Source organism: Pseudomonas oryzihabitans (assembly GCF_032027545.1).
GTDB lineage: Bacteria > Pseudomonadota > Gammaproteobacteria > Pseudomonadales > Pseudomonadaceae > Chryseomonas > Chryseomonas oryzihabitans_F.
This window is the reverse complement of the sequence record NZ_JAVSJB010000016.1, coordinates 1-14,678: the sequence shown is the minus strand read 5'-3', so window position 1 is coordinate 14,678 and position 14,678 is coordinate 1. Positions and strand designations below refer to the sequence as shown.

At 65.3% G+C, this 14,678-nt stretch carries 12 protein-coding genes; 5 read left to right on the top strand and 7 right to left on the bottom strand.

Going from position 1 to position 14,678, the window contains the following annotated elements:
- Positions 1 to 222 precede the first annotated feature (222 nt).
- The 4 genes from RND78_RS21015 to RND78_RS21000 all read left to right on the top strand — a co-directional run bounded on the left by RND78_RS21015 (position 223) and on the right by RND78_RS21000 (position 6,863).
- Positions 223 to 2,664, top strand: a complete 2,442-nt coding sequence (locus tag RND78_RS21015; RefSeq protein WP_312731867.1) for a glycogen/starch/alpha-glucan phosphorylase — start codon at positions 223 to 225, stop codon at positions 2,662 to 2,664.
- A 157-nt stretch (positions 2,665 to 2,821) separates the two neighbouring features.
- The gene (glgX, locus tag RND78_RS21010) at positions 2,822 to 4,918 is read left to right on the top strand and encodes a glycogen debranching protein GlgX (protein WP_312731866.1); all 2,097 of its coding nucleotides are present in this window, start codon (positions 2,822 to 2,824) and stop codon (positions 4,916 to 4,918) included.
- Between the two features lie 166 nt (positions 4,919 to 5,084).
- Entirely contained in the window at positions 5,085 to 6,095 is a 1,011-nt protein-coding gene (locus RND78_RS21005) for a class 1 fructose-bisphosphatase (RefSeq protein ID WP_312731865.1), read from the top strand.
- Positions 6,096 to 6,257: 162 nt separating this feature from the next.
- Positions 6,258 to 6,863 carry a hypothetical protein gene (locus RND78_RS21000; protein ID WP_312731864.1) on the top strand — a complete coding sequence of 202 codons (606 nt, stop codon included), beginning with the start codon at positions 6,258 to 6,260 and terminating at the stop codon, positions 6,861 to 6,863.
- Positions 6,864 to 6,896: 33 nt separating this feature from the next.
- Here RND78_RS21000 and copD read toward each other — a convergent pair whose 3' ends face one another.
- From copD to RND78_RS20965, 7 genes are all read right to left on the bottom strand, one after another.
- Complete coding sequence (gene copD, locus RND78_RS20995; RefSeq protein ID WP_312731863.1) at positions 6,897 to 7,796, bottom strand: copper homeostasis membrane protein CopD; 900 nt, start codon at positions 7,794 to 7,796, stop codon at positions 6,897 to 6,899.
- An 8-nt stretch (positions 7,797 to 7,804) separates the two neighbouring features.
- Complete coding sequence (copC, locus tag RND78_RS20990; protein ID WP_312731861.1) at positions 7,805 to 8,179, bottom strand: copper homeostasis periplasmic binding protein CopC; 375 nt, start codon at positions 8,177 to 8,179, stop codon at positions 7,805 to 7,807.
- 33 nt (positions 8,180 to 8,212) lie between these two features.
- On the bottom strand, positions 8,213 to 9,997 hold the full coding sequence (locus tag RND78_RS20985) for a SulP family inorganic anion transporter (protein ID WP_312731860.1): 1,785 nt from the start codon (positions 9,995 to 9,997) through the stop codon (positions 8,213 to 8,215).
- 286 nt (positions 9,998 to 10,283) lie between these two features.
- Positions 10,284 to 10,868: a YigZ family protein gene (locus RND78_RS20980; protein ID WP_312731858.1), complete on the bottom strand. Its 585-nt coding sequence runs from the start codon at positions 10,866 to 10,868 to the stop codon at positions 10,284 to 10,286.
- Positions 10,865 to 11,530 carry a TetR/AcrR family transcriptional regulator gene (locus RND78_RS20975; RefSeq protein WP_312731856.1) on the bottom strand — a complete coding sequence of 222 codons (666 nt, stop codon included), beginning with the start codon at positions 11,528 to 11,530 and terminating at the stop codon, positions 10,865 to 10,867. Before RND78_RS20975 ends, RND78_RS20980 begins: the two co-directional genes overlap by 4 nt.
- A 70-nt stretch (positions 11,531 to 11,600) precedes the next feature.
- The gene (locus RND78_RS20970) at positions 11,601 to 12,977 is read right to left on the bottom strand and encodes a nucleobase:cation symporter-2 family protein (RefSeq protein WP_312731855.1); all 1,377 of its coding nucleotides are present in this window, start codon (positions 12,975 to 12,977) and stop codon (positions 11,601 to 11,603) included.
- Between the two features lie 70 nt (positions 12,978 to 13,047).
- Complete coding sequence (locus tag RND78_RS20965; RefSeq protein WP_312731854.1) at positions 13,048 to 13,845, bottom strand: outer membrane protein OmpK; 798 nt, start codon at positions 13,843 to 13,845, stop codon at positions 13,048 to 13,050.
- Between the two features lie 286 nt (positions 13,846 to 14,131).
- On the opposite strand from RND78_RS20965, the gene RND78_RS20960 reads away from it, so the two are divergent.
- Positions 14,132 to 14,509, top strand: coding sequence for a hypothetical protein (locus tag RND78_RS20960; protein ID WP_312731853.1), 378 nt, complete (start codon positions 14,132 to 14,134; stop codon positions 14,507 to 14,509).
- Positions 14,510 to 14,678 lie beyond the last annotated feature (169 nt).

Below are 14,678 nucleotides of genomic sequence, written 5' to 3'. Positions count from 1 at the left end.
GTAAGGGGAAAGGCTCCAGCCGCGCCGTATGCGGCCACTTCGCGATCTGATTCCTAAGGCGTGTCTGAAAAGTCGCCGAGCGAAGGTGAGGCAAGGCAAAAATCAGCGAGGAAGCGGAGTTTACGAGCGGTAAATGAGCATTCCGAGCTGATTTTTAACGCAGCATCACCGATGCGCAGGTACTTTTCAGGCAAGCCTAAGCGCTTGCAGAGGTTAACCCTGATGACAAGACCCCGCTTCATCTCGCCCAACGAAGTTTCCGCGCTGCGTACCAACATCCTCTCCAAGCTCACCTATGCCGTCGGCAAGGACCCTGACAACGCCCTCGACCACGACTGGTTCCAGGCCACCGCCCTGGCCGCGCGCGACTATATCGTCGACCGCTGGATGAGTCGCACCCGCGAGGCCTATCGCACCGGCCAGAAGCGGGTCTACTACCTCTCCCTGGAATTCCTCATCGGTCGGTTGCTGATCGACAGCCTGTCCAACCTCGGCATCCTCGAAGAGACCCGCCGGGCGCTGGCTGACCTCGGGGTCGACCTGGAGCGCATCCGCGGCCTGGAACCGGACGCCGCCCTCGGCAACGGCGGTCTTGGGCGCCTGGCGGCCTGCTTCATGGAAAGCATGGCCACCCTGGGCATTGCCAGCCATGGCTACGGCATTCGCTACGAGCACGGCCTGTTCCGCCAGGTGATCGCCGATGGCTTCCAGCTGGAGCAGCCGGAGAATTGGCTGGACTTCGGCAATCCCTGGGAATTCGAGCGTGCCGAGGTGGTGTACGAGATCGGCTTCGGCGGCCATGTCGCGCCTTACGGTGAAGGCGATCCGCGTCGGCAGATCTGGAATCCCGGCGAGCGCATCCGTGCGGTGGCCTACGACACCCCGGTGATCGGCTGGGGCGGGGAGGGCGCCAACACCTTGCGCCTGTGGCGCGCCCGGCCGCTGGAGATCCTCCACCTGGAAACCTTCAATGCCGGCGACCACGTCGGCGCCGTGGCCAACGAGGCCCGCGCCGAAAGCATCTCGCGGGTGCTCTATCCGGCCGACAGTAGCGAAGCCGGCCAGGAACTGCGCCTGCGCCAGGAGTACTTCTTCGTCGCCGCCTCCCTGGCCGATCTGACCCGCCGCCACCTCAAGCAGCACAGCGACCTGCTCAGCCTGCCCGAGCACGTGTCCATCCAGCTCAACGATACCCACCCGGCCATCGCCGTCGCCGAGCTGATGCGCCTGCTGGTGGACGTCCATGGCATTCCCTGGGACGCCGCCTGGAGCACCACCGTCGGCACCCTGAGCTACACCAACCATACCCTGCTGCCCGAGGCCCTGGAGACCTGGCCGGTGCAACTAATGGAGCGCCTGCTGCCGCGGCACATGCAGATCATCTACCTGATCAACGCCCAGTTCCTCGACTCCCTGCGCGCCCGCGGCGAAACCGATGGCGCCATGATCTCCTACGTCTCCCTGATCGACGAAAGCCAGGGTCGCCGGGTGCGCATGGGCAACCTCGCCTTCCTCGGCTCCCACAGCATCAACGGCGTGTCCGGATTGCACACCGATCTGATGCGCAAGACGGTGTTCCGCTCGCTGCACCGCCTCTATCCGGAGCGGATCAACAACAAGACCAACGGCATCACCTTCCGCCGCTGGCTGCACCAGGCCAACCCGGCGCTCACCGACCTGCTGGTGGACACCCTGGGGCAGGGCGTGCTGCACGATCCCGAGCGGACCCTGCCGGAACTCAAGCCCTACGCCAACGACAGCAACTTCCGCGAGCGCTTCGCCCTGCAGCGCCAGCGCAACAAGGACACCTTCACCAGCCTGGTGAAACAGCGGATGGAGATCGACCTCGACCCCAGTGCGCTGTTCGACGTCCAGATCAAGCGCATCCACGAGTACAAGCGGCAGCTGATGAACCTGTTGCAGACCATCGCCCTCTACCAGGCGATCCGCGACAACCCCAACGGTGACTGGACCCCGAGGGTCAAGATCTTCGCCGGCAAGGCCGCTGCCAGCTACCACCAGGCCAAGCTCATCATCAAGCTGGCCAACGACGTGGCCAAGGTGGTCAACAACGATCCCCTGACCCGCGACCTGCTCAAGGTGGTCTTCCTGCCCAACTACAACGTCAGCCTGGCCGAGGTCATGATCCCGGCGGCGGATCTGTCCGAGCAGATTTCCACCGCCGGCATGGAGGCCTCGGGTACCAGCAACATGAAGTTCGGCCTCAATGGCGCTCTCACCATCGGCACCCTCGATGGCGCCAACGTGGAGATGTGCGAACTGATCGGCGCCGAACACATGTTCATCTTCGGTCTCAAGGCCGCCGAGGTGGAAGAGCGCCAGCGCAGCGGCGGGATTTCCTCGGACATCATCGAGAATTCGCCGCGCCTCTCCCAGGTCCTGGCGGGCCTGCGCGGCGGCCAGTTCTCGCCCGAGGAACCGGCTCGCTACAACAGCCTGCTGGACGTCCTCACCTGGCACGACCGTTTCCTCGTCTGCGCCGATTTCGATGCCTACTGGGACGCCCAGCGCCAGGTCGAGAATCGCTGGCAACAGCCGGACAAATGGTGGCAGTCGGCGGTGATCAACACCTCCAGCATGGGCTGGTTCTCCTCGGACCGCACCATCCGCGAGTACGCCACGGAGATCTGGAAGGCGTTGTAGTCGTTTGAGGTTCTATCGCGGCCATGGGCCGCTCCTACAGGTAATGCCGGCTTTTGTAGGAGCGGCCCATGGCCGCGATCAGCGGTGTCCCAACTGAGAACCCCTGCCGTCCACGACGTCTACATCCCTGAAGCGCCCCCGTCCAACTGGAGCCCCCATGCCCCGCACCCTCACCCGCCTCGAAGCCGGCAGCCCCACGCACTACGGTGCCACCCTCGTCGACGACGGCATCAACTTCGCCGTCTGGTCGCCCGTTGCCGAAGCCGTCGAACTCTGCCTCTACGACGTCAAGGGTGAAGCCGAGACCCAGCGCCTGACCTTTCGCGAGCACGAGGGCGGCGTCTGGCACGGGTTCCTGCCCGGCGCCAGGCCAGGACTGAGATACGGTCTGCGTGCCCACGGCGCCTACCGGCCGCAGGATGGCCTCAGGTTCAACGCCCACAAACTGCTGGTGGACCCCTGGGCCCTGGCGGTGGACCGGCCCTTCCAGCTGCATCCCAGCACCTATGGCTTTCATCCCGACGACCCCAACCGTCCGGACGAACGCGACAGCGGCGCCCAGGTGCCCAAGGCCATCGTCCTGCCATCCCTGGAAGCCCTGGCGCCGGCGCCCAAGCGCCGCGACGCTGGCTTGATCTACGAATTGCACGTGCGCGGCCAGACCAAGCTGCACCCCAAGGTCCCGGTCCGCCAGCGTGGCACCCTGGCCGCGTTGCGGCAGCCAGCGTTGATCGAGCACTGGCAGCGCCTCGGCGTCACCACCCTTGAATTGCTGCCCATCGCTGCCTGGGCCGATGATCGTCATCTGCCGGCCCTGGGCCTGGCCAACTACTGGGGCTACAACCCGGTGGTCATGGCCGCCGTCGATCCGCGCCTGGCCGGGGCCGATGCCCTGGGCGAGTTGCGCGAGACGGTCGCCACCCTGCAGGCGGCCGGCTTCGAGGTGCTGCTCGACGTCGTCTTCAACCATACCGGCGAAGGCGACGAACTGGGTCCTACCTTCAACCTGCGCGGCCTGGACAACGCTGGCTACTACCGCCTGCAACCGGACGATCCGGCGCGCTACATCAATGACATGGGCTGCGGTAACTGCCTGGCGCTGTACAGCCCGCCGGCACTGCGCCTGACCCTCGACAGCCTGCGCCACTGGGTCTCTGCCGCTGGCGTCGACGGCTTCCGCTTCGACCTGGCCCCCGCCCTGGGGCGGCTGGAAAGCGGCTTCGACCGCGATGCGCCGCTGCTCCAGGCGCTGGCCCAGGACCCGATCCTGCGCCAGGTACGGCTGGTGGCCGAACCCTGGGACATCGGCCCCGGCGGCCATCAGGTCGGTGCCTTCCGCGCGCCCTGGCAGGAGTGGAACGATGCCTTCCGCGACGACGTGCGTCGCTTCTGGCGCGGTGACGAGGGCCTGCGTGGTGCCCTGGCCACCCGCCTGGCGGGTAGCGCCGACCTGTTCGGGGAAGGCGATCGCCTGCTGCGCACCAGCGTCAACTTCATCACCGCCCACGATGGCTTCACCTTGGCCGACCTGGTCAGCTACGCCGAAAAGCACAACGAGGCCAATGGGGAGGGCAATAGGGACGGCACCACCGACAACAAGAGCTGGAACAACGGCGTGGAGGGTCCGAGTGACGATCCACGGATCCAGGAGGCCCGCGCCGCCGACCAGCGTGCCCTGCTGGCGACCCTGATCCTCGCCGGGGGCGAGCCCATGCTCACCGCCGGCGACGAATTCGGTCGCACCCAGCAGGGCAACAACAACGCCTACGTGCAGGACAACGAACTCTCCTGGCTCGACTGGCAGTTGGCCGCCAGCCAGGCTGGGCAACGGCAGGGCGCCTTCGTCGGTCGGCTCATGGCGTTGCGCCGCGCCCATCCCGCCCTGCAGGCCCGGCGTTTGCTCGGGCGGCCCGACCCCAATGGCTGGGTCAGGATCGAATGGCTCGACGCCGACGGCACTCCAATGGACGATGGCCGCTGGCAGAGCGCGGCCAGCCTGCCGCTCGCCCTGACCCTCGAACCCGTCGATGGCGAAGGTCAGGCCCAGGCCGCGCGACTCTGGCTGGCCTTCCAGCCCCGCCCCGAGGAAATCGCCTTGTGCCTGCCCCCGTCACGTGATGGACATCACTGGGTGATACAGCTGGACAGTCGCCAGCCTGAACTGGAACCTGACTCGGCAGTCTATCCCAGCGCCGAAAATCTCCGTGCTGGCCGAGGCGTATTGCTGGCCGTGGAGACCCTGGACGCGTCCTGAGCCCCTCGAGACGTCGCCTCTGGCGATGTCGGCGACGCCCGCCCCAAGCCGGCGTCGCTTCCTGGCGTGCAGTGCGTCCCGGCCCTGGCTGGTCCCTTCGCTCTGCTTGAGACGGAGCTTGAGCTTTGGCGCTACACTCGCGCCCATCATTACAAGGAGCACCGCGATGTCCCGGATATCCCTCAGTCGTTACCTCATCGAGCAGACCCGCAGCCACAAGACCCCGGCCGACCTGCGCTTCCTCATCGAAGTCGTGGCGCGGGCGTGCAAGCGCATCAGCTACGAGGTGTCCAAGGGAGCGCTGGGTGGCGTCCTCGGCAGCATGGGCACCGAGAACGTCCAGGGCGAGGTGCAGAAGAAGCTGGACGTGCTGTCCAACGAAATCCTGCTGGAAGCCAACGAATGGGGTGGCACCCTGGCCGGCATGGCCTCCGAAGAAATGGACCAGGTCCACCAGATCCCCGGTCACTATCCCAAGGGCGCCTACCTGCTGATGTTCGACCCGCTGGACGGCTCGTCCAACATCGACGTCAACGTCTCCGTCGGCACCATCTTCTCCATCCTGCGCAAGGACTTCGTCAGCAGCACCACCGGTGACGTGACCGAAGAAGCCTTCATGCAGAAGGGCACCGAGCAGGTGGCCGCCGGCTACGCCATCTACGGTCCCCAGACCATGCTGGTACTGACCCTGGGCGACGGCGTCAAGGGCTTCACCCTGGATCGCGAGCTGGGCAGCTTCGTACTGACCCACGAAGACATCACCATCCCGGAGAGCACCGCCGAATTCGCCATCAACATGTCCAACCAGCGTCACTGGGAAGCCCCGGTCAAGCGCTACGTCGACGAGCTGCTGGCGGGCAAGGAAGGTCCCCTGGGCAAGAACTACAACATGCGCTGGATCGCCTCCATGGTGGCCGACGTCCATCGCATCCTCACCCGCGGTGGCATCTTCATGTACCCCCGCGACGCCCGTGAGCCGGAGAAACCCGGCAAGCTGCGCCTGATGTACGAGGCCAACCCAATGGCCCTGCTGGTGGAGCAGGCCGGTGGCGTCGCCACCAACGGCCACCAGCGCATCCTCGACGTCCAGCCCGACGGCCTGCACCAGCGGGTAGCCGTGTTCCTGGGCTCCAAGGAAGAAGTCCTGCGCGTGACCGAGTACCATCGTCAGCGTTGATCCCTCCCTGCCGGGCCGCCTGCAACGGGCGGTCCGGTCGCCTTCCCGCCTCATGCCGTTCAGCTTCGATTCAGTACCGTTAATCCGCCGATAACCTGCGTGCCGCGAAGATGGCCTCGCAGCCGGTCGGGCTGTATTCGAATCGCGTGAGGATCTATCAACATGAACGCTTTGAAATCCCGTGTCGTCCTCTTCGGTCTGCTGGCGCTGGCCAGCCACTCGGTCTTCGCTGCCGATACCCAGAATTTCGCCGGCCTCACCTACGGCAAGAGCTACAACAACTTCGACAACAGCCACGCGCTCAACAGCAACCTCAACAGCCCCGACACCGATGGCGCCATCGACGGCAACAACACCTGGGGGCTGCGCCTCGGTCAGCAGAACGACGCCGGGCGCTACTACGCGACCCTCGACCAGGTCAGCGGCAGCAGTGATGGCATCAAGCTCCGGCAGCAGGATCTCACTGGCAGCTACGACGCCTTCTACCCGCTGGGCAACAGCACCAAACTGTTCGGCGGTGGCACCCTGGGCCTGACGCGGGTTACCCAGGATGGCTCCAACTACAGCCACAACGGCGATACCGGCTACCTGGCCGGCGTCCAGGCGGGCATCCTGCAGCAGGTCAACGACCGCACCTCGCTGGAGGCCGGCTATCGCTACTTGCGCAGCAACGCCAAGCCGGACATCGACGAAGACGGCACCAAGCTCGGCTCCACCGAACTCGACAGCACCAAGGAAATCTACCTGGGCATGAACGTCTATTTCTGAGGCGTACCGGGGCGGTGCGCGCCGCCCCGCGTTTCAGCGGTAGGGATCGAGGCCGGAAAAGATCGCTACCAAGGCCACGGCGATCACGCCCAGGGCGATCTCCACCAGGGTGGCCCGGCGGAGCCACTGCAAGGCGCCGGGTCCCCGCGCCAAGCGCGGCACCAGTCCATAGCGATTGAGCAGCGCCAGCCCCACCATCCCCGCCACCACCAGCACCTTGGCCAGCAGCAGGCCGGAGTAGGGAGTCAGCTGCAACAGTCCCTCGGGTCCGAGGATCAACAGGCTGTTGACTACACCACTGAGCAGCGCCAATGCCACGCTCACCTGGCCTGGCAGCGAGTAGCCCTGCAGCAGCTCGCGGATCCCGCCTTTCAACGCGGCAGGTGGCCGATACAGGCAGAGCAGCACGCCGGGCAGACTGCCCAGCCAGAGACCGCTGCTGAGCAGGTGCATCCCTTGATTCAACTGGTGCGCAAAGCCCAGGGCGCCACCCGTTGCCGCCGCATGGCCGCCCAGTGCCAGGCTGGCCAGTAGTACGCCGCTCAGGCCCCAGAACAAGCCACAACCCCGTTCGCGCGGCCCTCCCAGCAGCCACAACGCCAGCAGCAACCCCAGGGGCAGTTGCCAGCGCCAGACCTGTCCCGCGTCGGTGGCGAAGACCAGGCGCCATAGCGTCAGGTTGAAGGCGTCCGTCCAGCCATCACCGATCAAGGCGGCCTGCAATGGTAATTGCGCCAGCACGCCGAGCGACAACAGTCCGCCCAACAGCCGTGCGCTCGACCTGGCACGCGCCAGCAGCCAGGCACGCAGCCTGGGCTTGGCGAGCCATAGCGCCAGGGCCAGATAACCCCAGGTCAGCAGCAGCGGCAGTAGCAGCAGGGCACGGGTGAGCGGACGCCAGGCCTCGGGCGTCGCCAGTCCGCCGTCGAACACGAGTAGACTTACTGGACGGTAAAGCGGTAATCACCCTGGGTCTTGTGCCCATCCTTGGCCAGTACCCGCCATTTCACCTCATAGCGGCCTGCCGGCAGCGGTGCTTCCAGCGGGACCTCCAGGGTCCGGGCATCCGTGCCGGAAATGACCTTGCCGGTGGTGATCGCCGTGCTGGACTGGCCGTCCAGCCGTTGCAACTGCACCTGGCTGAGCGACGCCTCGATGCCCTCGGAAAAGGTCAGGCTCAGTTGCTTGGGTGCCTGGCTGCTGGTGCTGTCCGGCGCGGGCTCGGCGTTCTTGAGATGACCATGGGCCAGGGCCAGGCCTGGCAACAGCAGACAGGTCAAGGCGAGCGAACGAACGCGAGACAGGACAGCAGGCATGAGCAGCTCCAGCGGCAGAGGGAAACCGCCAGCTTAGCAGCCCGTCCGGGTCTCGTCCTTAGGCGGCTCCGCTGCTCGCGCCGCGCATTCCACGAAGGTGCGCGCGGTGCAGGTTCGACAGATTTCCGGGTCCAGGCGCGGATAGATGCTGCGCAGGGCCTGGTCCTTGGACGAAAACACGTGCCCCTCGCCCAGCTCCCTGAGGAAGCCGGTCTTGGCGAACAACTGCAGCACCGGCGTCCGTGGGCGATGGAAATAGAGGTCGCCACCCAGGGCACGGCGCTCACGCCACTCTCGGCGCCAGAGGTCGTTACCGGCCAGGTCGATGAAATTCATGCTCTTGGTCATGAACAGCGCGTGCTTCTGGTCTGGCTGGGTGCGACGGAAGCCGTCCAGTTGCTCGGTGACATGCTGGACGGCGCCGAAGAACACCGAACCCTCCACCCGCACCAGCTTGAGCTGCGGACATTCCTGTGCCGGATGGCCCAATTCGTCCAGCGGGGTGAAGCGGCGCTCGGGTGTGCTGCCATCCGGCACCAGCGGACGGATCGCCGGATGCGAAGTGCGATAGAGATAGGCCACCAGGGACACCAGGGTGCCTAGGAGCACGGCGCGGTCCAAGGGGATGGTCAGGGTCGCCAGGAAGGTCACTCCGGCGACCAGCGCCTCGGTGCGGCTGACCTTCAGCACCTCGCGCCAGCGCCCCAGGTCCAGCAGGCCGCGCGCCACCAGCAGCAGGGTGGCGGAGATCGCTGCCAGGGGAATGGCCGCGATCAGTGCGCCCCCGAAGGCCACCAGGGCAACCACCAGCAGCGCGGCGAACACCGCGGCCAGGGGGGTGCGGGCACCCGCCTCCAGATTGGGCATGGAACGATTCAGCGAGCCACAGGAGACATAGGCCGAAAAACAGCCGCCGGCCAGATTACCCAGCCCCTGGCCGATGAATTCGCGATTGATGTCCAGCCGCTGTCCGGAGCGCTGGGCCACCGCCTTGGCGATGGACAGCGACTGCCCCAGCGCCACCAGGGTCAGGGCCACGGCGATCCCGGAGAGATTGCCCAAGTCCTGCAGGGTGACGTCGGGGATATGAAAGGGCGGCAAGGCCGAAGGGATGCGGCCAACCAGGGCGATGCCCTGGGCCGCACCCGGCAGGTTACGCTCCAGCACCCAGGCACAGAGGCACCCGGCCAGCAGGCCCAGCAGCATGTTAGGCCAGCGTGGCCGTAGCCGGCGCAGCAGCAGGGTGGCAGCCAGGGTCACCAGGCCGATCACCAGCGACGGCCAATGAATCGCCAAGGGATGAGCGAACAGATAGCCGAGCACGCCGAACGCCGAGGTGCCCAGGGGCGGTGAAAGCCCGAACAGATCCTTGAGCGAATAGAGTCCAATCAGCACGGCGGCGCCGCTCATGAAACCGAGCAGCACCGATGGCGAGATGAAATTGGCCACGGCGCCCAGGCGTAGCGCCCCCACGGTCAGTTGCAGCAGGCCGACCAGCAGGGTCACCGCCAGGGCCAGGTCGATATAGGGCCCGGAGCCGGCCAGCGCCAGCGGCGACAGCGCCGCCAGCAGGGCCAGGGAGTTGGCATTGGTCGGCCCGGTCACCACGTGGCGGCTGGAGCCGGCCAGGGCGGCGACGATGCAGGGCACTACGGCGCCATAGACCCCGTATTGCGGCGGCAGTCCGGCCAGGGTGGCGAACGCCACGCCCTGGGGTAGCGCCAGCACCGCGCCCAGCAGGCCCGCGCCCAGGTCCGCCCTCAGGCTGGTGCGGTCCACCTCGCGGAGCCAGGGCAGCAGGGTGGAAAGGGCGGGCATGGGGCGCTCCTGGAAAGGGGGTCGCTCACTCTACCGACTCCGGCGGTCAGCAGGCTACCGATGGCCCGCCTCCCGCCGTCGTCTCCACGACAGGGTCAAGGCAGGGGTGCGGGGCCACGCGTCGTGTTCATTTCTTCGCCAGTTGCCGTCAAAGCTGTCTGGGTGGCGTTCCGGTGACTTCATGCACGGGTTATCCACATCCCTGTGCACGGGCATTGTGGGTAACCCGAGCGATCAGCCGTCGTGACTGTTGGCGGCGATGCGAGTAAAAGCGAAGGTCGTGCCGCTAGAGGGCGCTCAAGACGATGCGGCCGCTGCTGACATTGGCCAGGAGGGTCGCCACCTCGTCCCGGCGCTGCGGCTCTATAGCGATCCGCAGGGCGATTTCCAGGGCCTGGTACTCCTCGTCGAGCACCACGACGGCCAGGGTCGCCAGGCGCGCCTTGATCAGTGGCCATTCCGCATAGGTACAGGCGAAACGGAAATCCTGACGCAACACCAGTGGCTGCTTGTCTGCCTGCTGCAGACAGCGAGCGGCGCAACCGCCATAGGCTCGCATCAGTCCGCCCGTGCCCAGCTTGATGCCGCCATACCAGCGGATGACCACTACCACGACCTGATCGCAATCCTGACCCTCGATGGCGGCCAGGATAGGGCGGCCCGCGGTACCTCCGGGTTCGCCATCGTCGTTGAAGCGATACTGGTTGCCGAGCTTCCAGGCCCAGCAATTGTGCGTGGCGGTGGGCACGCTGACCCGTTCGATGAAGGCCACGGCGGCCTCAACGCTGCTGACGGGAGCGGCGAGGGCGAGGAAACGACTCTTTCGTACCTCTTCTTCGCAGGAGGCTTCGTCGGTCAGGGTGAACGTCATGCGCCTGCGGGCGCCTTGAGCCCGAGGCCTTTGAGGACGACATGGGTAAGCGTCTGGGCCGCCTCCTCGAAATCCTGCCGCGTCAGTCGCGTACGTCCCGTCACCCGACAGATCTGGCTGGCGAAGTCGGCATAGTGCTGGGTGCTGCTCCAGAGCAGGAAGATGAGGTGGATGGGGTCTACCGGGTCCATCTTTCCGGCAGCGATCCACGCCTCGAACACAGCTGCCCGGCTGCGGAACCAGGCCTGGTAGTCCTGGTTGAAGTACTCGTACAGGCAGGTGCCGCCGCCAATGATCTCCATGGCGAAGATCCGCGAGGCCAGTGGCTGGCGTCGCGAGAACTCCAGCTTGGCGCGGATATAGCGGGCCAGCGCCTCGGCCGGATCGTCATCCACCGTCAGGTGGTTGAAGGTGCTGTCCCACAACTCGAGGATGTTGCCCAGCACCGCCATATAGAGGCCGAGCTTGTTATTGAAGTAGTAGTGGAGATTGGCCTTGGGCAGCCCCACGCGCTGGGCGATGGTATTCATGCTGGTGCCCTTGAAGCCGTTGCGGGCGAATTCCTCCTCCGCCGCGGCGAGGATCAGCTCCTCGTTCTTCTGCCGGATGCGACCAGCCGGTTTGTCCTGGCCGGTGTAGTGGGCGGGTACGAGTAGGGTCATGACGACTGCAGGGTCCGAGGGCGGGGCAGGCATCAATAGCGCACCCCTTGCCTCGGACACAAGTCTCCGCTCAAGGGTGCTGCGCCGAGCGGTTGCCCTCGGTCACCGGTACGGTGCGCTCCTCGGGCAGCAGTAGGTTGAGGAGGATGGCGGTGATGCCGCCACTGGTGATCGCGGTATCGAACAGATTCTTTACCAGCGGCGGCAACTGATCCAGCAACGTCGGCTGGCTGGCCACGCCCAGCCCCACACCCAGGGAGGTGGCGATGATCAACAGGCTGCGGCGGTCCAGGCTACATTGCGCCAGCAGGCGGATGCCCGCTGCGGCGACGCTGCCGAACAGAACTAGCGTCGCACCACCCAGCACCGGCTTGGGGATTTGCTGCAGGACGGCGCCCAGTACCGGGAACAACCCCAGCAGCAGCAGGATGCCGCCGATCCAGTAGCCCACGTAGCGACTGGCCACGCCGGTCAGTTGGATCACGCCGTTGTTCTGCGCGAAGGTGGTACTGGGAAAGGTATTGAAGGTAGCCGCCACCAGGCAGGCGACGCCATCGCCCAGCACTCCGCCTCGAATACGCCGCAGATAGGCCGGTCCTTCGATGGGCTGCCGCGAGATCAGGCAGTTGGCGGTCAGGTCGCCGGTGGTCTCCAGGGTGCTGATCAGATAGATCAGCGCCACCGGCAGGAAGGCCGACCAGTCGAAGGCGAAACCGAAGTGGAAGGGCAGGGGTACGCTCACCAGAGGCAACGGCGGCAAGGGCTGAGGTTTCAGCAGGCCACAGGCCCAGGCGACCAGAGAGCCGACCAGCAGGCCGATCACCACCGCCGACAGCCGTAGCCAGGGTCGTCGCGACAGATTCAGGCCGATGATGAGCACCAGTACCAGTCCACCCAGCGCCAGGTTGGTCGGTGCGCCGAAGTCAGCCGCCTTGGCACCGCCGCCAAGGTCGGTGACACCCACCCTGATCAGGCTCACACCGATCAGAGTGATGACGATACCCGTCACCAGGGGCGTGATCACCCGGCGCAACAGCCCCAGGCACTGACTCAGGCCGATCTGCACGAAGGCGCCGAAGAAACAGACGCCGAAGATCATCGCCAGGATGTCCTCCGGCGTGCCGCCACGCTGCTTCACCAGCATCCCCGCCGCCAGCACCGCCGACAGGAAGGAAAAGCTGGTGCCCTGCAGGCAGATCATGCCCGCACCCAGGCCACCCGCGCCCCGCGCCTGCAGGAAGGTGCCGACGCCCGACACCATCAGGCCCATGCTGATCAGATAGGGCAGGTGCTCGTGCAGGCCCAGGGCGCCGGCGATGATCAGCGGCGGGGTGACGATTCCCACGAAGCTGGCCAGCACGTGCTGCAGCGCGGCGCAGAAGGCCGCGAGGGGGGCCGGGCGATCCTCCAGGCCATAGAGAAGATCGTCCCGGGAGGGAGTGGTCATGGATGATTACCTCGCATCGAATCCGCGCGTGCGGACGGCGGCGGCAGGACCGTGGACGGCCCCGGGCGATTTAGAATTGATACTTCACCAGGAAGCTGAAGACGCTCTGGTCGGTACGGAAACCTTCGCTGTCCTTGATGCCGTACTTATCCGACCAGTAGTCGTACTCGGTACCTACATAAAGGTGCTTGGCGTCGTAGCCCAGGGCCTTGCCCAGGTCGTACTTGATCTGCGGATTGAAGTGCAGGTTGGCGTGGTAGCTGCCCTTGTTGTTCATCACCCAATCCATGTAGCCGTCGATGAGCAGATCCGAATTGCCCAGGGGCAGGGTGTAGGCCCACACCGGCGTCAACTGCCAGGCACCCGAGGGGGCGCTGCCGCCATCGGGTTTGCGGTAGTAGAGGTTCAGCTGGAAGTAGTCGAAACCTGGCACCTTGAGATCGAAGCCCGGGCCGATTAGATAGTTGCGCTGATCACGGCCGGCGCCTCTGCCATCGTTTTGGTCGTATTCCAGGGTCGTGGCCAGCAGCACGTCAGTGACGGGGCCAAAGGAGAGATCCTTACCGGAGAGCTTGCCGAACGACAGCCGCGGACTGACCTCGCCATAGAAGCCCTGGTGTCCATCGCTGGCATTGCTCGCGCCGTTGAACCAGATACTGTCGACGAACAGGAAGAGGTCGCCCCAGGTCCAGGCGCTGGCGTGCTCGAAGGTGATGGTCTGCTGAATGTGCGGGTCGACCCGGAAATCCTTGCCATATAGATAGGTGAGGCTTTCGCCATGCCACAGCAACGGGCTGTCGGCGGCCTTGGCTGCACCGGTGGCCAACAGGCTGCCCGTCAGTAGTGTGGTGGTTAAGATTCTGCGCATTTCAGCTCCCCAGATGATTTTCTCGTTATGGCTTCCTGTCCCTACGGTCAGGTATCGCCCTCTTTAGCAATATCGAAGCCACTTTCGGGATGATAGATAAAATTGTTGTTTTTCAATGATATAGCTATTGAAAGAGATAGCTGCTGGCAGCTGCTTCAGTCTGGAATCTGACCGCTCGCTCAGTTTCTGTGCAGGGTAGGCGTCTACCTGGCCGGTCGTGCTTCGAAAGAGAGCGCGGTTCCGGCTGGTCGATGCTAAGGTTCGTAACGACTCGGAGGAGATCGTCATGAAGTGGCTTGCTGGTGTTTTCGCCGTCCTGCTCTGTAGTACCTCTGCGCTTGCCCAGGTCGCCCAGGGCGGGACGGGACAGCCGGGCATCCTGATGATCACGCGCAACGACGCCTATTCTGGCTCGGGGTGCGATATCGGCCTGGTGATCCAGGGTCGCCTGGCCGGTACCCTCATGGCCGGCCAGAGTGCCTCCTTCAACCTGCCTTCGGGTGAGATCACGGTGAGCCTCACCTCGTCCGGGCCCGGCGCCTGTGCCGCCCCCATGGCCAGTGCCGTGTCGCAGTCCATTCTCCTGGCGCCCGGCGAGATCAAGCAATACCGGATCATCGGCACCGAAGCGGGCTATCGCCTGGCGCCTATTCCTCTTTATTGAATATTTCTGAAATAACCTGTTGACCTGCTCCTAAACTCCCCTATAATGCGCCCCACTTCCGGCGCAGACGCTGAAGGGCTTGAAAATCAAGCACTTAGGTCTGAGCCGGGCGAGGGGTCCACGGAGTCCTCGCTGCTGGGTTCTAGCCTTCGGGTCGGAATTCGGCGAA